At 42.4% G+C, this 24579-nt stretch carries 19 protein-coding genes and 1 pseudogene; 6 read left to right on the top strand and 14 right to left on the bottom strand.

The genetic code is table 11. The features are described from left to right. Position 1: 1 nt before the first annotated feature. The 4 genes and pseudogenes from EHV08_RS01330 to pdxS all read right to left on the bottom strand — a co-directional run bounded on the left by EHV08_RS01330 (position 2) and on the right by pdxS (position 7335). Positions 2 to 5059, bottom strand: a complete 5058-nt coding sequence (locus tag EHV08_RS01330) for a hypothetical protein (RefSeq protein WP_126677638.1) — start codon at positions 5057 to 5059, stop codon at positions 2 to 4. A gap of 133 nt (positions 5060 to 5192) precedes the next feature. Then, positions 5193 to 5519: pseudogene (locus tag EHV08_RS01325) on the bottom strand (IS30 family transposase); the annotation flags it as partial. Between the two features lie 387 nt (positions 5520 to 5906). Then, complete coding sequence (gene pdxT / locus EHV08_RS01320; RefSeq protein ID WP_126677637.1) at positions 5907 to 6452, bottom strand: pyridoxal 5'-phosphate synthase glutaminase subunit PdxT; 546 nt, start codon at positions 6450 to 6452, stop codon at positions 5907 to 5909. 7 nt (positions 6453 to 6459) lie between these two features. Then, positions 6460 to 7335 carry a pyridoxal 5'-phosphate synthase lyase subunit PdxS gene (gene pdxS / locus EHV08_RS01315; protein ID WP_126677636.1) on the bottom strand — a complete coding sequence of 292 codons (876 nt, stop codon included), beginning with the start codon at positions 7333 to 7335 and terminating at the stop codon, positions 6460 to 6462. Positions 7336 to 7696: 361 nt separating this feature from the next. Here pdxS and EHV08_RS01310 point away from each other — a divergent pair, with 361 nt between their 5' ends. Beyond that, a complete protein-coding gene (locus EHV08_RS01310) occupies positions 7697 to 7954 on the top strand; it encodes a DUF2442 domain-containing protein (protein WP_126677635.1) in 258 nt (85 codons plus the stop codon). Positions 7955 to 8008: 54 nt separating this feature from the next. Here EHV08_RS01310 and EHV08_RS01305 read toward each other — a convergent pair whose 3' ends face one another. The 3 genes from EHV08_RS01305 to EHV08_RS11380 form a co-directional block, all read right to left on the bottom strand. Beyond that, positions 8009 to 8926 (bottom strand): hydroxymethylpyrimidine/phosphomethylpyrimidine kinase, encoded by a 918-nt coding sequence (locus tag EHV08_RS01305; RefSeq protein WP_126677634.1) that lies wholly within the window; start codon positions 8924 to 8926, stop codon positions 8009 to 8011. Positions 8927 to 9064: 138 nt separating this feature from the next. After that, entirely contained in the window at positions 9065 to 9538 is a 474-nt protein-coding gene (locus EHV08_RS01300; protein WP_126677633.1) for a hypothetical protein, read from the bottom strand. A 206-nt stretch (positions 9539 to 9744) separates the two neighbouring features. Then, positions 9745 to 9885 (bottom strand): hypothetical protein, encoded by a 141-nt coding sequence (locus tag EHV08_RS11380; RefSeq protein WP_158676030.1) that lies wholly within the window; start codon positions 9883 to 9885, stop codon positions 9745 to 9747. A 351-nt stretch (positions 9886 to 10236) separates the two neighbouring features. Here EHV08_RS11380 and EHV08_RS01295 point away from each other — a divergent pair, with 351 nt between their 5' ends. The 4 genes from EHV08_RS01295 to EHV08_RS01280 all read left to right on the top strand — a co-directional run bounded on the left by EHV08_RS01295 (position 10237) and on the right by EHV08_RS01280 (position 15778). Next, positions 10237 to 11091, top strand: coding sequence for a tetratricopeptide repeat protein (locus tag EHV08_RS01295; RefSeq protein WP_126677632.1), 855 nt, complete (start codon positions 10237 to 10239; stop codon positions 11089 to 11091). An 80-nt stretch (positions 11092 to 11171) separates the two neighbouring features. After that, positions 11172 to 13496 (top strand): C10 family peptidase, encoded by a 2325-nt coding sequence (locus EHV08_RS01290; protein WP_126677631.1) that lies wholly within the window; start codon positions 11172 to 11174, stop codon positions 13494 to 13496. Positions 13497 to 13649: 153 nt separating this feature from the next. Then, positions 13650 to 14714, top strand: coding sequence for a bifunctional 3-deoxy-7-phosphoheptulonate synthase/chorismate mutase type II (locus EHV08_RS01285; RefSeq protein ID WP_126677630.1), 1065 nt, complete (start codon positions 13650 to 13652; stop codon positions 14712 to 14714). 5 nt (positions 14715 to 14719) lie between these two features. Then, the gene (locus EHV08_RS01280) at positions 14720 to 15778 is read left to right on the top strand and encodes an endonuclease/exonuclease/phosphatase family protein (protein ID WP_238987983.1); all 1059 of its coding nucleotides are present in this window, start codon (positions 14720 to 14722) and stop codon (positions 15776 to 15778) included. A 220-nt stretch (positions 15779 to 15998) separates the two neighbouring features. On the opposite strand, the gene EHV08_RS01275 is transcribed toward EHV08_RS01280, so the two are convergent. From EHV08_RS01275 to EHV08_RS01245, 7 genes are all read right to left on the bottom strand, one after another. Next, positions 15999 to 17093 (bottom strand): lysylphosphatidylglycerol synthase transmembrane domain-containing protein, encoded by a 1095-nt coding sequence (locus EHV08_RS01275; protein ID WP_126677629.1) that lies wholly within the window; start codon positions 17091 to 17093, stop codon positions 15999 to 16001. 6 nt (positions 17094 to 17099) lie between these two features. Beyond that, positions 17100 to 18206 (bottom strand): PdxA family dehydrogenase, encoded by a 1107-nt coding sequence (locus EHV08_RS01270; protein ID WP_126677628.1) that lies wholly within the window; start codon positions 18204 to 18206, stop codon positions 17100 to 17102. Between the two features lie 67 nt (positions 18207 to 18273). After that, positions 18274 to 19251, bottom strand: a complete 978-nt coding sequence (locus EHV08_RS01265) for a DUF4837 family protein (RefSeq protein WP_126677627.1) — start codon at positions 19249 to 19251, stop codon at positions 18274 to 18276. Further along, positions 19248 to 20294: a 23S rRNA (adenine(2503)-C(2))-methyltransferase RlmN gene (gene rlmN, locus EHV08_RS01260; protein WP_126679381.1), complete on the bottom strand. Its 1047-nt coding sequence runs from the start codon at positions 20292 to 20294 to the stop codon at positions 19248 to 19250. Before rlmN ends, EHV08_RS01265 begins: the two co-directional genes overlap by 4 nt. Positions 20295 to 20455: 161 nt before the next feature. Further along, the gene (gene ahpF, locus EHV08_RS01255; RefSeq protein ID WP_126677626.1) at positions 20456 to 22015 is read right to left on the bottom strand and encodes an alkyl hydroperoxide reductase subunit F; all 1560 of its coding nucleotides are present in this window, start codon (positions 22013 to 22015) and stop codon (positions 20456 to 20458) included. 127 nt (positions 22016 to 22142) lie between these two features. Continuing rightward, on the bottom strand, positions 22143 to 22709 hold the full coding sequence (ahpC, locus tag EHV08_RS01250; RefSeq protein ID WP_126677625.1) for an alkyl hydroperoxide reductase subunit C: 567 nt from the start codon (positions 22707 to 22709) through the stop codon (positions 22143 to 22145). A gap of 51 nt (positions 22710 to 22760) precedes the next feature. Beyond that, positions 22761 to 23345, bottom strand: coding sequence for a superoxide dismutase (locus EHV08_RS01245; RefSeq protein WP_203227036.1), 585 nt, complete (start codon positions 23343 to 23345; stop codon positions 22761 to 22763). Positions 23346 to 23605: 260 nt separating this feature from the next. Here EHV08_RS01245 and EHV08_RS01240 point away from each other — a divergent pair, with 260 nt between their 5' ends. Then, positions 23606 to 24532 carry a hydrogen peroxide-inducible genes activator gene (locus tag EHV08_RS01240; RefSeq protein ID WP_126677624.1) on the top strand — a complete coding sequence of 309 codons (927 nt, stop codon included), beginning with the start codon at positions 23606 to 23608 and terminating at the stop codon, positions 24530 to 24532. The last annotated feature ends 47 nt before the right edge of the window (positions 24533 to 24579 follow it).

The raw sequence follows: 24579 nt of genomic DNA, 5'->3' as shown, positions 1-24579 counted from the left end.
TTTAATTCTCAATACTTTTATATGTTATTACATTTTCTCTAAATAAATATGCTTCTGAAGAACCAAAATCAACCATCCTATTTAAAATCCAAACATAATCGTCAATTAGTTTTTTGTCGTTTTTGATTATTGAAATGTGGTTATAGTATAGTCGTTTTATCAACCTTTCTGCAGAAGGATGTAGTAATGCAACGGTAGTGTCGGCTTCCGATTTGAATATATCAACTAACCAACTTATTGATTCTGGAAGAAAAGTCTTTTCGCCAACAGTTGAGAATACGTTAAGAATCGAAGTCGCTTTGTACTTACCTAAATCCTTTACCATTGATTGATAAAAATCTCTTTTGTTTTCAAGAGGTCTCCAATGAGTAGAGGTTTCTTTCCACTTTATATCAAGAAAAAGTGTTGCAAGAAAAAATTGCTTGCCACTCACCTTGATTTTATCAAAGAAATATTGCCATAATGCCCAAAAGTTTGTAATAAGCTTTTGGTTTAAATATTCTTCAGTCGAATTAGCAATAATATCGTCTAATTTGTATATTACAAACTCTGGTACTTTTGAAGAAAATTCAAATAGATCATCTGTTCTTCTAAGATTAGGCAATTCAATTTGATAAGTTGGGTCTATGATTAAATCTAGAACAGATTTAGATAATTCACTATTTGCTTTTAAAAGAAGTTCAGCCAAATAGAATTCCACGTCAAGAACTGATTCTGAATGAATTTGTCTCTTTTCTTTGTTGCGATTGTATGAATAATTTTCCTCGTGTTGCAAATCAGTAGTTAGTAAAGGAATAAAATGTTTGATGAAAGATTCAAAATCCATGTCTGCTATGTCGTATGGTGTAATTACAAAAGCTCTTGCAAGTAAATATCCCTCACACTTTTCTAAACTAATTTCTGAAAGGTCAAACTTTAAATTCTTATTGGATGAAATTTGTTGAACAAATTTTTCTTCCTTGTCCAGCACTTCCTTTAAACTATCTTCATCTTGGTATCTATGAGATTTAGGATTAGCTTTTTTGTAACAAGCATACTTAATGAGACCAAGCCAAACCCTTTTTGCTTCATTAGGAAATTGTTTGAAAAATACTTCTCTAAAGTATTGTATGATTTTGTCAAATTCGTGGTCGTAGAACGGTGCGAATAGCATATAAATCATTGTAGTTATTATACCGTTTTTATCTTCTTCGCTATCAACATTTTGCAAAAGCAAATGGAAAGAAGATAAAGCAATATCTTTTTCCATTATGTTGATGCTCATATTAAGGCCATAACCTCTGTTAAATGTATCTTGTAGGATAGAAACTATTGCATCAGTAATTATTTCTATACACTTTGTTTTTTGCTCTTCATTTATGTTTGTTGAAAAATCTCTCAGTCCTAATACAGCTAACGTAATTGGTCTGTCATAAAGGATATTTAAGGATCTTGATGAAGAATATTGCTCATAGCAAGATAACCAAGATGGAAAATCAATAATTTCTTTCTTTTCGTAAGTTTTTGAAAGTTGTCCTGAAATATTCAAAGACTTTGTATCTGCTTCAAAACTTTCTTTATTGGATTCAATAAACTTTACAACTTCATCATCGTATTCAGGTTGAATAGGAAAACCACCAAGTTTTTCATCATATTCTCCAACTTTATGGTTTCTGATATCCATTTCAGTTAAATTCTTTTTCCATATAACATCTTTACCTTCATTTCGTGCTTTTAGTTTGTCAATTATTTGGTGAATTTCTTTATTTAATTTTCCAACATTAAATTGGTAGTCTAAAATAAAATCTCGAAGTCCTCTTTGATATTTTTTTCTATGTGGAAGTTGATTTGATTCCCAACGCTCTTTTTGTGCAAATGAAATACGTCCATCCATTGGGGCAAGCGCTGAGTTTTCGTGAAGTGCTCGACTTAAATCCCACTCATAAAATTCCTTGACAGACAATAATGGCAACATCGCTTCTTCAACTTCTCCAGGATAAGCAATAGCAACGCTCGTTAAAACCGCTATTGGAGCAACATTATTGCTGTTTTTAAGAACATAATCAAATATAAACTTCAAGTTCTCTCTACTAACATCTGTCTTTCTTTTAGCCATTTCTAATAAAAACTTCTCAAGGCTCATTAGCAATGATTCCAATGCGTAGTTTGTAACGCTTAAACCTCTGTAAGCCGCCCATAATTCCCACGACGCATATAGTTTTGTTTTTGTTCCGTCATTCTGTTCTATTTCAATTTGAGAAATTTTATGTTTATATTCACAAGTAGCGTTTACATAAAATTCAACCGAATAATTGATAAAATCAATGATGAACTTCAAACCAACGATTGGGTGAATCCACAATAAATTATAAAAAGGCGTTTTGTAAATTCCCGAAGGGAAAAAGAAATGTCTATCTCTTATTCCCCAACATTCCTCATCACTCAAAGATTGTCTTGATATAAATCTAATTTCATTTGGATAATCAGATTCTTTTGTTGGTATATATTTCCAACTTTTCCAAGCTGTTTCAATAATCAATTCAGGCAATTCTTTTATCAAACGCTGGTTTCCTATACCTGAAAGACAACTTTCAATTACATTTTCGTAAAAAGAATTTAATCTCCAAGATTCCCGATTTTCTTTCTTGGTAAATGCTCTTGCAATAAGTTGTTTAATTTCTTCCTTTGAAATTGAAGCCAAGTCAAATAAAATTGAAATCAAGTTTGATGATTTACCTTTAGCATTTTCTTCTTGCCAAAATTCTTTTTCTTCTTCAACTTCTTTCAAATAGGTTAGGACAATAGATTTTGCCGCCTCTAATTCTGCGTTTTCAATTTTTTTGTATTGAAAAAGTAATCGGTAATACCAATCAGTGAGAAAATTGAGTATTGAAAGTTTTATTGATTCTAATTGACTATTGTTCTTTTTCGTAAAAAACAATGCTTCTTTCCAACCCGAACCAATCGGCAAAAGCAAATTGCTGTTGTTCGTTTTTGGGTCGCTTTCTTTGCAGCAAGTTTTTATGATATGCAAACATCTATTGAAGAAAACAGAGTTGTCTTCAAGAAGTTCTTTCTCAAAAGAAGTAAAAAATGAATTACTGTTTTCTGACTTAAATACAGCTACCAACAATTCATCTGCCCAATATTTTTCAATAGTTTGGTCAGCAATTGTTACCTTGATCAGTTCATTTATTTTATCGTTGTTGTCAATTAAATAGTCTTCCACCCAAAGACGAAATGCTCGTCTGATAGCCGGCTCGTTTCCTAAATTGCTGAAAAAATCTTTTGGATTTGGAAAGTCTTCAAACTTTGAAGAAACATATTTTACTAATGCCCAATCTTCTAAAATATCATGAGTAGGGGAATACTTCCTGTTGTTGTTTTCCTGAAATACAATTTCATCATTTTCTAAACAGGCTATAGCCTCTGCATCAGACTTATCGGGTCTAGTAAAGAGTTTCATTTCTCTTGCTCTCTTTACTGCAATTTCTTTAAAAGCTTCTTCACGTTTAATTGGAAGTCCATTTTTCGTGTTGGTAGAATCTACAACTAATGAGTTCCATAACTTGTCCTTAAATTCTGTCAGCGAAACATTAGTATAATCATCGTTTGTTTTACCGATTGCTAAGATTGAGAAATCCAGATATTTTGGACTTTGCAACAACTTGTTGACTTTGTCGTTTTTTAGAACACTATTTAACTGCGGAAACTTTTCAGCTACAAGTTTTAATTCTTCTTCATTAAGCGTTGGAATGTCAATTATACATATATTGTCTTTATCAATACCAAATTTTAATGTAATTAAATCAATCGCATATTTCCGTGACGAAGCAATTAATTTAATTTCTGGGTGCTCTTTAAGTAACGCTAATAACTGTTTAAAGGCACATTCAGGGTCTGCTTCCAATAGCTTTTCCAAGCTATCAACGAAAATAATTTTTTCAGGAATGAGGGAGATACATGAGAAAATATCTTGTATTGTTTCATTTACCCCTTGACTTGAGAAAACATTGGCGAGCGTAGATTCATTGAATTGGTCTGCTCTGAAAACAAACACACTTGCATTAGGATAATCTTTTTCAAGGATCTCTTTGATTTCAGCTGATTTCCCAACTCCAGGTTTTCCTGTCACAATCGTTAGTTGGAAATTACTTAGACCTACTAAAATTTTTTCTCTTAATTCTGATCGTTGTAAATGAAATTTGTTTTCTCCTTTTCCAATATAAGTTTTTATTGGTCGTAAAATCTCATTGCTGTCTGATTTAAGTTTTTCAACGGCTTTGAAGTATGAAGTTAAATGTGTGTTATCAAAATGCTGAAAGAAATCTTTATCTCTAATACTTTCAAGTGTCACACTTCCACCATTTGGATTAAGCGTAGCAACATAAGCAAAAATACTGTCCCAAATTTCTTTTTCGGTTGCTGCCGATTTTTTGTTTTTACTGAGCTTAATCAGATTGAGAAAATATGTTTTATCAATACTCCCTTCGTTTAGGAAATCATATTCCAAAACATCAACACATTTCAAAAACTCCCAAAGTTCTTTATCTGTCAAATATGTATTATTATTCGCTTCTTTTAGCACCTCACGAAAAACATCTAATCGGTCTTTCTTTCCTCTTATCCTGTTTACTTCGGTAATAAAATCTGCTTCTGTTGCGTGATTTTTTGCCCAATTAAAAAGTGATTTAAGATGATTTCTTTCATCTTTAGTTAAACCATTCTTTACTATAATAAGTTTATCTTTTGATTTGTCAAAAATTGAAGTATTATTATAGTCTTTCCAAAAAGCATTAATTACCTCTTTGAATATTTCATTATCAACAGTAAATGATATGTCGTGTTTTACCTGAATCAATATACGATGTTCACCACTTGCTGATTTTGCCGTAACCATAAAATCATCAGTTTCATAGCCTCTGTTATTTACTTGTAGTGCAACCTCCGATAATTCACCAGAATCAAGACATGGAGCATTACCATGAATGATAAGAGTTGTAAGAAACGCCGTTTGAACGAGTTGTTCAAAGTTTGTCCCACCTCCTCCTTTTTGAAATACGCTTCCTTTTTGTGACATATTAAGTTATTCCTTTAGTCTCCTCCCCATTTTAGACAACAGGTTGGTGTTTATTTTACTATTACAAACGTACTTATTTTGCTTTCTATAACATAGTTATTTGCTGTTGTAGAGTCAACCAGCAAGTGCAAAATTACAAAACTTGTTTGAAGAACTCGCCTTTTGGTGTAGAAAAGTTTAATTTTCCCCTGGGTCTTTCGTTCAATTTCTTTTGTATCGACATAATTCTCTTGTCCGTATATTGGTGAAACGAATCCTTTTTCAGAATATATTGTCTGATTAACTTGTTTGTATTCTCAACGGTTCCCTTTTGCCATGAACAATATGAATCAGCAAAGTACACAGGTACGCCTAAGTATTTCGTAATGTCCTTATGTGCCGCAAATTCAGGTCCATTATCTGTGGTAATGGTCTTCAGGTAGTCCTTGTATGGTAGCAACAGTTTTCTAACTACCTTTGCCGGAGTGCAAGTTACAAAAGCGCAAAATAAACAAGGAAGAAAGTAATGAGTACGATGAGTAATAAAAAATACGAATTGTCGTCTCTTTAACCCAAATAGCTCATTAGAACCAACTGATTTTTTTCGATTGACAGGCGTATGTGCGGCCGTTTCATCGAAGGTGTAGCGGGCTACGTCGAGATGTAATGGCTGCGCAGATGTCCGCAAGCGGACTAAAGCGGTAGGGAAGCATTCCTGTGATAACAAATCTATGCAAATGCAGTCTAATGATTGATGTGAGTTTAAAACCAATTTGGGCGAAATTGCCGTGCAAATTGGGCGAAATTGGAAAACAAAATGGGCGAAATTGGTTTGCAATTTCGCCCATTTTGAAATATGTGTAACGGTCTATACTATGCTGTCAAGGAAATATCTATGCAGCGAAAGGTTGCTATCGAGTTCCGGATGAAATGCCGTGACCAACTGTTTGCCTTGTCTGGCAGCAACTATTTTGCCTTCAACCTCTGACAATATCTTCACTTCGCTGCCCGCTTCTTCTATGTAAGGGGCACGTATAAAGGTCATCGGTATTTCGCCTTCTATGCCACAGAATGAACCGGTGGTGTGAAAACTTCCGAGTTGGCGGCCGTAGGCATTGCGCCGTGCAAGCATGTCCATCGTGCCGAGATGTTCGCGGTCGAGGAGTATCAGTCCTGCACACGTGCCCAGAACAGGCATTCCGCCCATAATGGCTTCGCGTATCGGGGCAAGCATTCCCTGTCGTTCGAGCAAGAGCATCATTGTGGTGCTCTCACCGCCCGGTATAACAATGGCATCCTTTGGTTGTTCCCAGTCACTTAGTTTCCTTACCTCGAAGGTCTCTACCCCAAGGCGGCCAAGCATCTGTTCGTGCTCTATGAAAGCACCTTGGAGCGCAAGTACTGCAATTCTCATATATTGTTTACTTGCCTCTCTCGGCCATCAGCAACTGTATCTCCTGCTCGTTGATACCCACCATTGCCTCTCCGAGATCTTCAGAAAGTTCAGCAAGCATCTTGGCATCGGTATAGTTTGTAGTGGCCTGAACGATGGCGCGTGCACGCTTCTCCGGATTTCCGCTCTTGAAGATACCGCTTCCTACGAACACACCTTCTGCTCCTAACTGCATCATCAGCGCAGCATCGGCCGGTGTAGCAATACCACCTGCGGCGAAGTTCACTACCGGCAGTTTGCCGTTGTCGTGTACGTAGCGCACCAGTTCGTAAGGAGCACGCAACTGCTTTGCCTCCTCGTAGAGTTCGTCTTCGCTCATGTTGACGATACGACGCATCTCTGCCTGTATCATTCTCATGTGTGTAACGGCCTGAACAACATCTCCCGTGCCCGGTTCTCCCTTGGTACGTATCATTGTTGCACCCTCGCTGATTCGGCGCAATGCCTCTCCGAGGTTCTTAGCACCGCACACGAAAGGTACTTCAAACTTTGACTTGTCAATGTGATATACGTTGTCTGCCGGTGAGAGTACCTCGCTCTCGTCGATATAGTCAATCTCGATGGCCTGTAGCAACTGTGCCTCTACGAAGTGACCGATGCGACATTTTGCCATTACAGGAATACTTACAGCCTCCTGAATGCCTTTTATCATCTTCGGGTCGCTCATGCGCGATACTCCTCCTGCTGCCCTTATGTCTGCCGGAATACGTTCAAGTGCCATAACTGCGCATGCTCCTGCGGCCTCGGCTATGCGTGCCTGCTCCGGTGTTGTAACGTCCATAATCACTCCGCCCTTGAGCATCTGTGCCAGTTGGCGGTTCAGTTGTTGTCTGTTCTCTTTCATTTTGATTTATTATTTTAAAAGTTTTTGCAAAGGAACAAAAAAACAATCAACGCGCCAAATAGTGTTCCCTTATTGACAAAAACAACTCGCTTTTGTTCAATTTAATCTATTGGAAACGGGCATAATTGCTATTATCGAATTGAGAAAAACACTTTTTTACATTTCGGTTATTGTTTTTATGGAAAGAAAATTGTATATTTGCAAATGTAATAATAAACAAGATAAATATACTAAAGATAACGCATAGCAAAGGAATTCATACGTAAGTATCACAAGAATATAATTGAGAAATGGATTAAATTCTTTGTATTGAAGCAGGCAATAAGAAGTACGAATATCAAGAAAAAAATATAATAATGTTATGGAGAGAATATTTATAAAGAACGCCAAAGATATAGGCAACCTCACGGTTTTCTTGCAGTTCAGCGATGACACAACGCAAACAGTGAACATTGGCGACTTTATACGTCGTCATCCACATCCTCAATACAACAAATATCTTGACCCTCGTAAGTTTAAACGGTTTTATATTGAAAACGGAAATATAGTTTGGGGCAAGAATTGGGACTTGATGTTCCCGATAGAACAGTTATATACCGGACAACCGGATAACGCCTAAAATAGAGTGTAACATTTTCCATAAGTCAATAGTAGGCTTATGAATATGAGGCACTTACTCTTGTCTGCCGCGGTATTCCGTAGGTGTTTCGCCTGTCATTTTCTTGAAAAACTTGGTGAAATGCGACTGTGAGGTGAAGCCGAACTGCCATGCTATTTCCTGAATGGTGCGGTCGGTGCTCTGCAAAGCAATCTTCAGTTGCTTCAATAAGTATTCGTCTATCATCGACTTGGGCGATATTCCGGCCATGCGTTTTGTCACTTGGGCGAGATAACGACTGCTAACATTCATCTTATCGGCATAATATTGCACATCGCTATGGCTCTCATGATGCTCTGCGATGAGATTAAGCAATTCGTTGTATAGTTCTGCACCGCGACCTTCTATATTGCCTGCCAACGCGGCTTGCCTGTTCACGTATGCCGTGGCCTCACTTATTGCTTTGTCCTTTGGCTGACCTTGCGCGAGATAGGCGGCAATAGATGCTGAAAAAACGCTGCGCATCCCGTGAATTTCCCAATCTACGAGGCTCTGCACCTGCAATTCGCGCACCACGATATGACACATCGGTAGCAACGCATGATTGATTTCTTCGGATAGTTCTTCGGAATAAAGTCGTTCACCTCGGGTGGTAGTGCCTACCGGGTCATACACTATCCAGCGCGGAGAGTATCTCTTCAACATACGCACTACGGCCTTAACCTGTCCTTGATTGCGCAACATGCCAATCTTCACAACCGCCGGACTCATGTCGTCCATTATCGCCTCCACCTGCTGTTCGAGGACATTGGCAGGGAGGTCGAAGAACTCCTGAATACCAAGGGTGGTCTGCATGGTAACCGTTGTAATTGCCGTAAGTGGCACACCACCCAACTCTGCAATCGTCTTTATGTCTCTCTGAACACCGGCACCACCTGTTCCGTCACTTCCGGTGATTGTCAATACACGCCTATTCCAAATACTTTTTTCCATTTATTTTGTATAATCGGGTGAAAACATTCCGATAATCGAGTGCAAAGGAAATAAAAAAATCGGGAACGACCAAATGGCATTCCCGATTTTATGATTTATATTTAAAATTATAATAAGTATCAGTTGGTGTGACAATGCTTATTCCCAATCACGCGGAAATGTTGCCACGACCGACATCGTACCGTCTTCTTCGTCACGGATTACGGCCAAGACATATTCGGGGTTGTCGTCCCCTGTCTCGTCAACATAATAGAGTTTCGAGCCCTCCAAGTCAGGGTCGTCATAACTATCTATCACTTTATTGTTGCCGATGATTTTCTTCTGCAATGCCGCTCCCTCTGCTAAGTCTTTCACTTCTGCACCAAGCGTGATAGTGGATAGTTTGGCATCGTCATCAAACAGGACTACGAGCAGGTCGTAATCTATGCCTTTGCGCTCAACGTTGGTAAAGAGATACGTGTTTGCCTCTTCGTCAATCATTATGCTGTCGCAATCCACCGAAACCTCGGCAGCCTCTTCTGTGGTCATTCCGAAGTTAAATCCTAAAATGTTCTGTGCACTCATTGTTACGCTCGTAACGATGAAAGCGAAAAAAAACAAAAGTCTTTTCATTATTATTATATAAAATTAGGCTGCAAATTTAAACGAATAGTTGCGAACTACCAAAACAAATATGAAATATTTTTCGTACGTTTATTTTTTATTGATTTTGATTGTCTGGACAGTAGTCAGGCAGCACGCAGAAACAATATTAATAGCCGCGACCAACGCCATTGTCGTTCGGTCACGGCTATCATTATCCTTGTTGTTATCTACTTTCATTTGTACCAGTTCGTGGAATCATAAGAATCCTTATACATTTCGTCCTCTTCGTTATACACATTGTCAAGTTCGAAATCTTCTTGGTTGTGGCATTTTGGTTTAATCTTCATGGCAAAATCTCCTTTATTATTTTTCATTCCGGTTCCCCACCCCGAACTTTGTTAGACTATTTCCGACTTGGGGCATAGTCGGCCAATATATTATCCCTGATGCAAATATATATAATTTCCCTTAGAACGCCAAACTTTTTTACAACTTTCTGAATCGATATGGCACAAATAAAGATGTAACTCGGAAATCATGATGTAATTTAAAATTTAACGTATGATTATAGATGGGGTTTTATAAAAACATATTTACAAAACACAAAAAACACCTGAAACAAATAATATCTTTATGTTGTTTTAAATTGATTAACACTTCGTTTCCCATAAATAAATCTTTTTTTCATTAACTTTGCAACCTAAATAAATCCAAAATAAGGGCAAATGAATTTTTTAAAGGCATTGTTCGGAGGTAAGGCAAAGACTCCGGAAGAAGAAAAGAAAGATTCGGAAGTACACGATTTCAACGTTTTGAAATACGACGGTAAGCAGGCTTTGGTTCAAGGAGATACCAAATTTGCCGTGAAATGCCTCACACATGCACTTGACATTAAGGACGACCCAGAAACGCGCGACTATCTGAGTCAGGCATTAATCAGGGAGGGCGACTTACTGAAAGCATACGAGCATCTTCAGAAACTGTCGGAAACAGAGCCGGACAACATCAAAATATATATGCGCATGGCGAATGTATCATTCATGATGGAGGACTATAACGCTATGGCAAACTCATGCGAAAAGGCGTTGCTGGTGGATAAAGACATGCCCGAACTGATGTACCTATACGCTCAGGCTTGCATCGGACTGGGTGACACTTCAAATGCTGTGGCAATGCTGACAAAGGCTATCAATCTGCGCGAAGATTACGGAGATGCCTATTTGTTGCGCGGCGAGACGCTGCTCGAAGACGGTAATCTGAAAGACGCAGAAGAAGATGCCGAATGGCTGATGGAACACCATGCAGATATCGAAGAGGTACTGCTACTGAATGCTCGACTTGAAAAGGCAAAAGGAAATGCCGATAAAGCGATAAAAATATATGGCCGTGTAATCGATATTAATCCGTTCTCGATAGAAGCATATACGGAGCGTGCCACCGTGAAACTTGAGCAAGGAGATCAAGCCGGGCATGATGAAGACATGCAGAAAGTAAACGAAATATCGCCGGAAGTGAACGAAGAGGATATAGAAAGGAAAATGGAACAGAAATATAAGGATAACAACCCATACGGTTTTTAAAATATAATGCCCCCATATCAATTAATAAAAGCCCCCATATAAATTAATAAAAAAAATCTAATAGTATCTAATTAACAATCATGAATAAAAGAATTAACACGCTATTTGCCATTTTGTCTGTTTGCATTGTGGCAATGGCCGGTCCTGTAACGCCTAAACAAGCACAGCAAAAGGCTTTGAATTTTATGAATAAAGACGGAGTAAGAACCGTCAAAGCCATGAAATTGGCGGGAAAAGTACAGAAAGGTGCTACCGCAAACAACGAAATGCTGCAAGACTATTATGTCTTCAACGCAGACAACAATAAGGGTTTCGTTATCATAAGCGGTGAAGACCGTCTGCCGGAGGTGTTCGGATATGGCGAGGGAACAAACCTCGACACAGAGAATATGCCTGAGAACATGAAGACAATACTTGACATGTATGCAAGATTGGTGAAGTATGTGGCAAGCCAACCGGAAGATTACAAGCCTGCCAATATATCATTGGCAAGACGGCAGGCCAAGCAAGATATCGCACCACTTTTGCAAACAAATTGGGATCAGGATAGACCTTACAACACATTGTGCCCAAAAGACGGATACCGCAATTCTTACACAGGGTGTGCTGCAACCTCAATGGCACAGGTGATGTATCACCACAAATGGCCGGAAGGACAATGTAAGGAAATTCCTGGTTATTATACAAGAAAATTGGATAAGAATATTGAGAAACTTCCTCCAACCACTTTCAAGTGGGAGAGCATGAAAAATACTTATAAAGATTACGACCAAGACCCATACAAAGCAGTGGCTACGCTGATGCAATACTGCGGTCATAGCATCGAGATGAGTTACTCCGCAGATGGTTCAGGTGCCTATTCTTTCATACAACCATACGCTCTGAAGAAATATTTCGGCTACGACAAAAAAACAAGAATCATCAATAGGGACGATTTCACGTTAGATGTATGGAACAATATCATCTACAACGAACTTGCATCTAATCGCCCTGTGGTATATAGCGGAGTGACAAGTAAGCAAGAGGGACACTCATTTGTAATTGACGGATACCGCCAATCAGACGGTTTCTACCATGTGAACTGGGGTTGGAATGGTACAAGCGACAATTATTTTGACATCACCGTGCTCAATCCTGACAACACATCAAGTGCCGGTTCGGCATCTACAAATGAAGGTTTTGCCTTAGAACAGGATGCCATTATAGGAATGCAAAAGCCTACCGGAGTGCAAGAAGCGTTCGAAGAGTATCTGACATCGAAAATCAACTATGTGAGAGACAACACTATCGAATGTTCATACGCTAACATGACTCCGTTAGATCTTGAGTTTGAATATGGTTTGGGCTATTACGACGAGAACGGAAAGATTGTAGTTTTAAAGAGCCATCCTTCTGTACTCATTAGGACATATTACTCTTTTCAAAATGTGAAGTACGACCTTAAAGACCTAATCCGGACTCCCGGAACATACCAGATATTCCCTATAAGCAAGAGTCATACAGCAAAAGAGTGGCAGCCAAGCGACGTAGCAGATTATATATATGTAAAGACTGTGCTTGAAGAAAATGGCAATATGACAAACACTCTCTACCCTGTTTTTGCTATTCAAATAGACAAGGTACAGATGAGTGATATTTCAGAAATCAACAAAGAGGTTACAATTACATATACTATAAAGAACAACTCGGACGCACCATATAGCGGAACTTTGTATTTATACATCGCAAGCAAGGACAGTAAGGACAAGGTACAACAGAAAGTGAAGTACGATATCCCTGCCAATGGCTCACAGGAAGTTAAGGTCAAGTTCACTCCGAAGCGCAATAGTGAATACCAAATAATTCTGGCAAGTAACGACAAGTACAACAACCGTCTCTCTGACGAGACACACCAGATTGGCGAGACACGACCTTCGTTTGAATCGAATTTGGATATTGAAAATGCCGGTAATCAGAACGGATTTAACTATCTGTACTCAAGTTCTGCAAATGGCAAACTCTCTATAAAGAACATTGGTAACAGTGCTTACAAACATAATTTAAAGATAGAATTGGCTTGCCGTAAGAACGGAATGTACGTTACGCAGGATCAGAAAGAAACTCCGGTGAACATCGCACCAAATGAGACCATCGAGGTACCGTTCAATTTCAGCGGACTGACCGACAATAAGAAGTATATGCTCAGATTCTCATACGAGTTTAATGAGTATATCAAATTCGCAGAACATCGCTTCACATCAAAATTGTCTGATACGAATGCCATCGAAACAACAGAGGTAGAAGCACAAGACAACAGCAATGCACCTGTATATGACATCACAGGACGCAAGGTTATGGATGGAGCGAACGACAAACTGCAACGTGGCATATACATAAAGAACGGCAGGAAATACGTTAACAGATAATCCCGAAGTAAGATTCGTGCCAGCAACAAGCGGCAAAAAGACGAAACAAAGGATACGTTCAAGTCCCGCTTCAAACATATTGAGGTGGGACTTTTTTCAAGAAAACCGACTTATAGCGAAGAAAAAGTACTATAAAAGAAACCGGATAAAACTATGGAACTTGATTTAGAGAAACCGGAATTGCCAAAATACGGCAAACGACCGTTCATAATAGCGGGGCCATGCAGTGCCGAGAGCGAGGAACAGGTGATGGAAACCGCAACACAACTGGCAAGGAACGGTTGTAAGATTTTCCGTGCAGGAGTGTGGAAACCGCGCACAAAACCGGGTGGGTTCGAGGGACATGGCGAACCGGCACTTGCTTGGCTGAAGAAGGTCAAGGAAGAAACCGGAATGCTTGTAACCACCGAAGTGGCAACACCGGAGCACGCAGAAATGTCAATGAAATACGGTATCGACCTGCTGTGGGTGGGCGCACGCACCACTACCAACCCATTTGCGATGCAGGCTTTGGCCGATTCGCTGAGAGGAACCGACATAACGGTGCTCGTGAAAAACCCGATAAGCCCCGACCTCGAACTGTGGATAGGAGCATTGGAACGACTAAACGGTGCCGGTATTAAGCGACTCGGAGCAATACACCGTGGCTTCTCAAGTTATGACAAGACCATATACCGCAACCGTCCGATGTGGCAAATTCCAATCGAACTGCGCCGCAGAATACCCGAATTACCCATAATATGCGACCCATCGCATATCGGTGGGAAGCGCGAACTGATTGCTCCGCTTTGCCAGCAGGCAATGGATCTCGGCACCGATGGCTTGATAATAGAAAGCCACTGCAACCCCGACGTGGCATGGAGCGATGCCGACCAACAGATTACTCCCGACGTTCTCGAAAAGATAGTATCACATCTCATCATACGCGACACCACAGACACTACAGAAGAAATTGCACAACTGCGACAGCAGATAGACGAACTCGACAACAGCGTAATGGATATTCTTGCTAAGAGAATGCAAGTATGCCGGGAGATTGGGCAATACAAAAAAGAAAATAACATCACCGTATTGCAGGCACGACGCTACAATGAGATTCTCGATAAACTCGGCGCGCAGGGCGCACAATGCGGCATGGATGCCGACTTCGTGAAAAAAATATACTCGGCAATACACGAAGAAAGTGTCAGACAACAGATTGATGTCATAAACAAATAACACTAATGGCAAGAAAGGATATACCGATGGCAGATTGTCTCAACGCCCATAGCGTCAGGATTATAGTGCTTTCGCTATGCCTTTTGCTCACAATATCAAGTGCGCATTGCCAAGAAAACACTGCCACCACAACCCGCCCTTTCACCTTTGTGGAACTGAACTGCGAGAACCTTTTCGACAATTCGCACGACACACTGAAACAAGACACAGAATGGCTCAACGACAGTCCGCGCCACTGGACATACAAACGATACCGACAAAAACTGAACAACATAGGCAAGGAAATCATTGCATGTGGCGAAAGTGGCGACGGTTGGCGGTTGCCGGACATCGTTGCTCTATGCGAAGTGGAGAACGACAGCGTGATGAGAGACCTCACAAAACGCTCGCTTCTACGCAATTCGCGCTACGAATACGTCATGACCGAGAGCCCCGACGTGCGTGGAATTGACGTTGCACTGATGTTCAGCCCGTCATCATTCCATATCATCAGCCACCGTAGCATACGCGTAACACCACTAAAAGATATGCGCCCCACACGCGATATTCTTTATGCCAACGGACTGATTATAAACGGTGACACGCTGCATGTATTCGTTGTTCATGCCCCAAGCAGATACGGTGGCGAACGCGCCACACGACCTTATCGTATGCAAGTGGCGGCAACGCTTGCAGCGGCAATCGACTCGATATACAGCATTTCGCCCGATGCACCAATTCTTGTGGCGGGCGATTTCAACGACTATCACGACGACCCGGCACCACGTTCGCTATATCAACACGGCCTTAACAACATCACGGCTCAAGCCAAAGGCTGCAACGGAGCGCAGGGTACATATAAATTCATGGGCGAATGGCGCAGCATCGACCATATCATGGCATCGCCGAAGATGAACGAAAGATTGATGGAAGCGCACATCGCCGACCTAAAATTTCTGCTCGAAGAAGATGAGAAATATGGCGGAAAAATGCCTCTGCGCACCTATCATGGATTCAAGTACAAAGGAGGATACAGCGATCACCTGCCGCTTGTGGCACGATTTAACTTGGAAGTGCCGGAATAATATAATGTCTTTGTCGCACATTAACAGATTTATTGAACATTATTTGAATCCTGAAAAATATAAAAACATGGCTTATATGACAAAAACACAAAACACTTAAAACTGAAGCATAAACCAAAATAGGCGAAATTGCTTTGCAAAATCGCCTGTTTTGGTTTTCAATTTCGCCGAATTTGGTCTGTAAATTGGGCGAAATTGAAATATGATGTGACGTTATGAGTTACCGGGAATCTGCTTTTTTCTTACCGAAATTTATAAGTAACAGTCCGAGCGCAGTCCAGAACAATTCGCGCAGACGTACTATCAAGGCAACAAAGATGCCGGCTGAAGACGTTAGTGCAAGCCCGGATGTTGACATCATGAACCCTCCCTCGCGGCCACCTATCTGCAACGGCATAAAGAAAAGCATATTGGCAAAGAGGCTGGTGAAAGCAAGTATCAGCACGCATTGCATGTAGTTTGCCGACGGCATGATAACAAGCAGTATGAAATAAATCTCTAAAGCCGAGAAAAAACGGCATGCCAACTCTAATAAAAGTGCACCATGGAAAGTACGGGGATTCTGCTTATGAAGTGCCGCAATCTGCTTGTCGATGTTGTCGAGTTCGTCGTGATGTTTGTCAATAAATCGTTTTGCCCATCCTTTTGCCCCCGGTATGTGACTTAAAAAAGCAAAAGCGCGGTTGGCAAGGCCTTTCTTGTAGCCTTTCATGAAAAACCATATACCCATCACACAGAATATTGTAACGGCCGCGAGAATGGCTGACATGACCGGTGTCAGCGGTTCTGTTATGACATATATCAGAACAGACAACAGCCAAAACCAGAAATGGCTGAAGATGTGTGTCATCGTATGGAGTATCACTGACGATGATGCCCGCTCGGTACCGATATATGATGAGAGTTCCATTATTCTGTAAGGCTCGCCTCCCATCAGTCCTCCGGGGGTGGCATAGTTGAGCGCGAAGCCGGAGACCATTATTTTGTATAGCCAGAAATAAGGGATTTTTTGTTGAGCGTTATTTATTCGCTTCGCTTCGAGAACGTCTCCTGCTGAAGCCGAGCGGAGCGATGAGCGATGCTCGTGGAGAGATGAGTTGGAAGGGTTTGGCAGCGGTGCGGTACTCTTTATTATAATATACCACGCCGTTGTATTGAAGAAATAGAGGAAAAACCAAAGCACAAGTACTGCCACAAACCAATAACCTGCATGACTAAGACCTTCCCAAACCTGCTTGAAGTCGAGTTGGGTTATCATCAGTCCGAGCAGCACCAGTCCGAAGATGAAGAATGCGTTCCGGTATTTTTTTTTCATTCTTGCCTACTCTTCCCTTACCTGTTTCTTTTGAATATTGAACCGAACCTTTTCGCTTTCGTCGCGTTTCTCATGGTAAAGTTTCTTCAAAGGGTCTTTTTTTGCCTCGTCATAGGTTGCCCTGTTGCGTGCTATGTCTATCGCAGAGTAAATGGCATAGCGCATGGTTTGTTCATCAACCTCGTTCTTTCCGGCCTTTCTGAACTCCGGTCCCATGTCCGGCATTGTCATCACCACAGGCATGGCGGCACTCATTTTCAGTCCGTTTTCTTGCTCTATCGTGCGGTAAGGTATTACGCCTTGGTCTTTATACATTGCCAATATTCCATCGAAAGCGGTGTATTGCGCCTCGCCGAAGAACTCCTCTGCAACGTAAGGGCCGAACACTTGCCTGCCCTCTTTCTCAAGTTTCTCTATCGCCGGCTTCAGTATTGTTGTCTCTTCCATGTTTTCATCGTTACCATTTGCTGACGCGGGATTCATTGCCAGCACTGCGATACGAGGATTGGTGATGCGGAAGTCACGGAGAAGTGTTTCATGCAATGCGGCCGCTTTCTCCTCCACAAGTTCTTGAGTTATGGCCTCTGCCACATCTTTCAATGGCATTTCGGTAGTCACAAATGCCATACGCATCTTCTTTCCGACAATCATTCGCAGAGCCTTTGCGTCGCCTCCGAGTTTCTTTTCCAAGAAATATGTTTGTTCGCCGTACATCGTTTTGCCAACCTTGAAATTGCTATCGCATACCGGTGCTCCCACTATCGCGTCCACATGTCCGTTCTGACAGTCGTCAATGGCTTTCTCCAATGCTTTTACGGCAGCCTCTCCCGACTCTTCCGTAGGTCGCCCGATATCTACTTTCATATCGTCCTCGAACACCGTGAGCAGGTTCAGTCTTCTCTCACAAGCCTCCTCTGCATTGTTTATTATGGTGAAATTGGCCTGTAAGTCCAACACGTTACGGTGATATGCCGCCACTTTCGGCGAGCCATATATTATCGGAGTACATAGTTCCAGCATTTCAGGTTCTGCGAAAGTCTTGAATATCATTTCGTAACCTATGCCGTTAGTGTCGCCATGTGTTATGGCTATGCGTATCTTTCTGTCTTCCATATTATTATCTGTTTACTTTTTATATTTATTCATTTGATGTTTTCTCAACTCTTTTTCTCGTCTATATTCATAAACCACTTAACATGTTTACCCATGTCTTTTCATCGTTCTTTTCAGTGAATATAGCCGCCTCCAACGGTTTTATGAGATTGCGTTTCTTGCTTTCCGGAGCATATACGAAGGCCTCCTTCACCACTATTCGACTGTTTGCCGAGTCTATTTTGCTGATACTGACGAACGGTCCGCCCATTGCGTCGCCCGTCATTTCCCACAATCCGCGCATCACCATCATGCCATGTCCTTTCCTACTGACGATGCTCGTTGTAACGCTTTTTGCCACAGTAGTCATGCGCATGTCCTTTGTCTCGCCCCGTATGTTGCCCCCCATCACGCTGTCGCGCATCTTCAAAGCCCTGTCAAGGTTTAAAGTGATGCCCGGATACGAGTATATACAGATGTTCTGCATGCCCGCCGGCGCATCATTGCTAAGCCATATAAAATCCGTTCCCTGCCTGTTCTTCTGCATATCGGCCGGAATCAAGGTTTCTATTCCTGTCGTTTCCCTCACCTTCTGCTCGGCTTTCGGGTTGTGCTTTTCTTTGAGTTGCTCCGTCGCGATTGTCATTTCGTGACTCAGCAGTTTGTCACGCACAATCCCACTGATGCTGTCTATACTTTCAGTGAGCGATTTCCGGCTGTCTGCATGAACGAACACCTGTATCATGTCATCATCGGTTATCCATGTCACCGTTGGCGAAGCGTTTTTCACAGGGTCAATATCAATGAGCACTGCGTTTCTCTTGTTGATGCCTGACTCATATTCTGCGAGACTCATTTTCACCGCATCGAACTGCGGTTCTGACTGCGGCAGTGCCTCAACATCCATGCTGAGAGCATTGCATATCAGTGATATTGCAACCGGATCATCGGTTGTCGATACCACGAAAACCTCAAAAGGACGACCTATTGATGGTGCCTTGTATCGACTGCCGGTGCATGCTGTGATGCAAAACACCACGGCTACGATATATATGAGGTGTTTCATTGTTGCTGTTTTCTTTCCTTATGCTTAGTGTTCAGCAATCCGCAAGCAGCAAAAATGTCTTGTCCGCGCGATGCACGTATCGTCGTGAAGATGCCGTGAGCAGTGAGATAGTCGCGCAGTTGTTCCATCTTCTTGTCGTCAGCACCATGCAATGGCACATCAGGTATTTGGTGAAATCGGATGAGATTTATCCTACATTCCAGTCCGTTCAGCAATCGTACTATCTCCTTGGCATGGTCAATAGAATCGTTGACACCGCCGAAAACGATGTATTCGAACGACAAACGACGCTGATGACTGAAGTCATACTGCCTAAGTAGAGCCACGATGTCTTCTATCGGCATTGCTTTCTCGGCCGGCATCAGTTCCTCGCGCTGTTTGTGAAGTGGCGAGTGCAGGCTTATTGCCACGTGGCACTGGCTCTCGTCAAGGAAACGTTTCAGTTTATTTTTCACGCCAACCGAACTCACCGTTATACGCTTAGGACTCCACGCCCAACCATATTCTGCGGTCAGAATTTCGGTTGTACGCAGCACGTTGTCAAGGTTATCCATCGGTTCTCCCTGCCCCATGAACACGATGTTCGTCAACGTGTCGCGTTCCGGCAGCGAGTAAATCTGGTTCAATATGTCTGTTGCTGTCAGTTGTCCTTCAAATCCTTGCTTACCGGTTTGGCAGAAAAGGCAATTCATCTTACAGCCCACTTGGCACGACACGCATAGCGTTGCGCGTTCTCCGTCGGGTATATATACTGTCTCAATGTTTGCCCCTGCCTTGCCCGTTGGGAAAAGATATTTGCGTGTTCCGTCAATTGATGTCTGCACGGTGATTGGCTCTGCCCTGCCTACGGTGAAACTTCCGGCCAGCAGTTCGCGGTTCTTCTTCGAGATATTCGTCATCTCGTTGATGCTAACAACACCTTTATCATACACCCAATTCGCTATTTGCTTAGCCGTAAATGCAGGCATACCAAGTGTGATGACGGCAGTTCGCATCTCGTCGGGTGTCATTCCTAACAGCGGTTGTTTCTCTCTCGTTTCCATCATGTTGTCATAATGTTGGTTGCAAAGTTACGTTTTTTTTCCCATTATTACTGCATTTCACGTATAATTTTCGTGTAATTTGGGAATTAAGAAGTATGGTTATTTCACGAATCAAGGGGATAAGACATCTTACCCCCTCAATCATTTCAGTCTGTCAATGCTCAGATAATACCGCGCATACGGTCTTCAAAGGCAGATAAGGCAGCCTTTGCTCCTTCTCCCATAGCCACTACAATCTGCTTGTATGGCACGGTGGAGACATCACCTGCGGCATAAACTCCGCTTATAGAGGTGCGACATGTGGCATCTATCGGTATCTCGCGGCGTGGCGACAGTTCCAATTCATCGGCGAAGAGGTCGCTATTGGCAGCAAGACCTATCTGCACGAACACTCCGTCGAAGTTGTAATCACTCTCCTTTTCGTCAATACGATTCTTCACTGTTAGCCCCGTAAGCCGTTGTCCGTCACCTATAATGCGCGTTGTCATGGCGTTGGTGTGAATATCAATGTTCGACATACTATTGGCTTTCTCTATCAATACATTGTCGGCACAGAGTCTGTCGGCAAACTCAAACACCGTAACGTGCGAGCAAATACCGGCCAAGTCGATAGCCGCCTCCATACCGGAATTGCCACCACCGATTACCGCAACGCTTTTACCTTTATAGAAAGGACCGTCGCAGTGCTGGCAGAAATGTATGCCATGACCAATGTATTTATCCTCATCGTTGAGGCCAAGTCGTCGCCATTTGGCTCCCGTGGCTATGATTACTGCGGGCGAAACAAATGCTTCTCCGCCTTTTGCCGTGACGCGTTTCATCTTATCTTTCAAACTCACACTGCTGATTTGGCGGTTCGTGAAGACCTTTATCGGATATTGCTCGATATGAGTGAGCAAGTCGGCAGAGAGTTGATTACCGGTTGTTTTGGGTACTGAGATAAGGTTTTCTATACCCACGGTCTCGTTCACCTGTCCTCCTACGCGCTCTGCAACCAATGCCACGTTAAGCCCCTTTCGGGCGGAATAGATAGCGGCAGATGCTCCGGCGGGGCCGCCTCCTATGACAACGACATCGAACTGATGCTCCACAATATCGGCAACGGCATCATGCTCGGTTCCCACTTTGTCTTCCAGTTCTTGTAAAAGTATGCCGAGGTCACCGCGTCCAATGTGAATCTGCTCATCGCCTACGAATACTGCGGGCACGCCTTGTATGTTAAGGCGGCTCACTTCATCTTGGAAAAGTCCGCCATCAACCATCTCATGACTGATACCGGGATTGATCAAAGCCATCACATTGAGAGCCTGCACCACCTCCGGGCAATTAGTACAGGTCAGAGACACGTATGTACGCAGATTCAAAGGAGTTTTCAGAGATGATATACGGCGGCGCAAAGCCTCGTCGGGGAGGTTCTTTCCCTGTCCGTCGGCATTGAGTATGGCGAGCAATAACGATGTAAACTCGTGTCCGTTGGGTATTCCTCGAAAACTGATGCCGGTCGGTTCGCCTTCACGCAGTATGCTGAAGCCGAACGAGTCATCATCTACGGCACGGCTCTCCATAGCAAGTTTGTCAGAGCAAGACACCATGTCTGTGAGAAAAGCCATGAGTTCGTCCTTCCGACTATTGTTATCGGATGCCGTGGCAACGAATTTTATGTTTGTATTCAATGACGCGAATACAGATTTTACCTGTTGTAATATATCTTTGTCTATCATGTCGTTTTTTCTGTTTCGGGGTTTATTATTCTATTTCAACTTAATCAATGAGTACGGCATAATATCTTCCATAAACGATAAAAACGAGACCGAAGCCCCGTTTTTATCTCTTTCTCTTCGCGGGCTATTAGAGTTTGCCAACGAGGTCGATGCTTGGTTTGAGGGTATCTTCGCCCTGCTTCCATTTTGCCGGACAAACCTCTCCTGCGTGAGAAGCCACAAACTGTGCAGCCTGAACCTTGCGAACGAGTTCCTCGGCGTTACGTCCGATACTGTTATCCTGTATCTCTGCCACTTTAACTTGTCCCTCCGGGTTTACGAGGAATGTTCCGCGGTAAGCCATACCTTCTTCTTCGATATACACTCCAAAGCCCTTTGCCAGTGTTCCGAGAGGGTCGGCGAGCATGGTGTATTTGATTTTCTTGATGCTGTCTGACGCGTCGTGCCATGCCTTGTGAACGAAGTGAGTGTCGCAACTCACTGAGAACACCTCTACACCCATAGCCTTCAGTTCGTCATATTTCTCTGCAAGGTCAACCAACTCGGTAGGACAAACGAAAGTGAAGTCTGCCGGATAGAAGAAGAACAATGCCCACTTGCCTTTTATATCGTCACTGCTGACAGTCTTGAACTCACCGTTCTGAAAGGCGTTTACTTTAAACTCTGGTACTCTTGAATTAATTATTGATTCCATTTTTTATATATTTTATTAGTTTGTTTTTGATTTTCTTTGTATCTGTTTTTCTTATTTCAAACGACTTTCAACGGCTTTCCAGTTGATTATCGACCATGTTGCATCAATGTGATCCACACGACGGTTCTGAAAGTCGAGATAGTAGGCATGTTCCCAAACGTCTATTCCCATGAGAGGATTAAGTCCGCTGTGCAGTGGATTGTCACCGTTTGGCTCTTTGGTGATTACGAGTTTGCCGTCCTTATCTTGCGACAGCCATGCCCATCCTGAACCGAATAGTGTTGCTGCGGCCTGTGCAAATTGCTTCTTGAACTCATCGAAACTGCCGAATGAGGCATTGATGGCTTCGGCAATCTTGCCCTCCGGAGCGTTGTTCTCAACCGGAGACATGAACTGCAAGAAATAAAGACTGTGGTTCAAAGACTGTCCGGCATTGTTGTAAACCGGACCTAAGGGTGCCGTCTTTACGATTTCCTCTATCGACTTGCCCTCGAGTTCAGTGCCCTCGATAAGGCTATTGGTAGTGTTAACGTAGTTCTGAAGATGCTTTCCGTAGTGGAAGTTTATCGTCTGTTCGCTGATTACCGGCTCCAAAGCGTTCGCTGCGTATGGGAGGGTTGGCATATTTATTTTCATAATTTCTTTTATTTGAATTGTTATTGTTTCATTTTCACACTGCAAAGGTAGTCTTAAACCACGATGCCCACAACAGATATATTCTATCATGCAATCGAAAAAATCTATAATCACACCTAAAGTGCTGAACATAAGATAGTTTGTTTTAATATACATATTTACGCATCGGCAAAAAAAATATATAACCTCTTTCTTATAACAAATAAATTTGCTAACTTTGCCAATCATAATAATATGAAAAAACAAGGAGAAATAAAACCATGACACTGCAACAATTAGAATATGTAATGGCTGTCTTTCGCTTCAAGCATTTTGCAAAGGCAGCCGAATACTGTAACGTGACGCAACCCACTTTGAGTTCGATGGTGCAGAAATTGGAGGACGAATTGGGAATGAAACTATTCGACCGAAACAAACAACCGATAATGCCCACACCTGCCGGAAAACTCGTTATAGAACAGGCTTGGGGCGTACTCGTGAAAGCAAAGAAACTGCGCGATACGGCAGAAGAGCAGAAAAAATCGCTGCTCGGAACTTTCAACATCGGCGTATTGCCGACCATTGCGCCTTATCTTGTGCCGCGCTTCTTCCCGAAACTGCTTGATGAGCACCCGGAAATGGACATACGCATCACCGAGATGAAGACTGCCGACATAAAGATGGCACTCATTCGCGGTGATATTGACGCGGCAATACTGGCACGCATCGACGGACTCGAGGACTTTGTTTGCCACACGCTGTTCTATGAGCAGTTCATGGCATACGTATCCGAGCACGATAGTCTGATCTCTGCAAAGGCAATACGGGTTGCCGACCTGAAAGATGAGTTCCTGTGGTTGCTCGATGAGGGGCACTGTTTCCGCGACCAGTTAGTGAAATTCTGCCAACTGAAAGCGGCATCGCGCAGCAAGAAAGCCTATAATCTTGGCAGTATAGAGACGTTCATGCGAATAGTTGAGAACGGAAAAGGCATAACTTTTATTCCCGAACTTGCAGCAATGCAACTCACCGAAAGCCAAACTCGGCTCTTAAAGCCGTTCGCACACCCGATTCCTACGCGCGAATTGGTGATGATGACAAGCCGTCATTTCATAAGGACAACGTTGCTCGATATGATTATAGAGCGTGTAAGACAGTCTGTTCCGGAATTTATGCTGACCCTGTCGCGCACAAGCGTACAGATTTAGCACGGCCTTACGACATGCCGTTCGAGTCTTATTTTCTGCTATTTGCA

Origin of the sequence: Prevotella koreensis, assembly GCF_003977605.1 — a bacterium.
Taxonomy (GTDB): domain Bacteria; phylum Bacteroidota; class Bacteroidia; order Bacteroidales; family Bacteroidaceae; genus Prevotella; species Prevotella koreensis.
The sequence above is the reverse complement of the archived record's forward strand: the minus strand, read 5'-3'. Positions and strand labels throughout refer to the sequence as shown.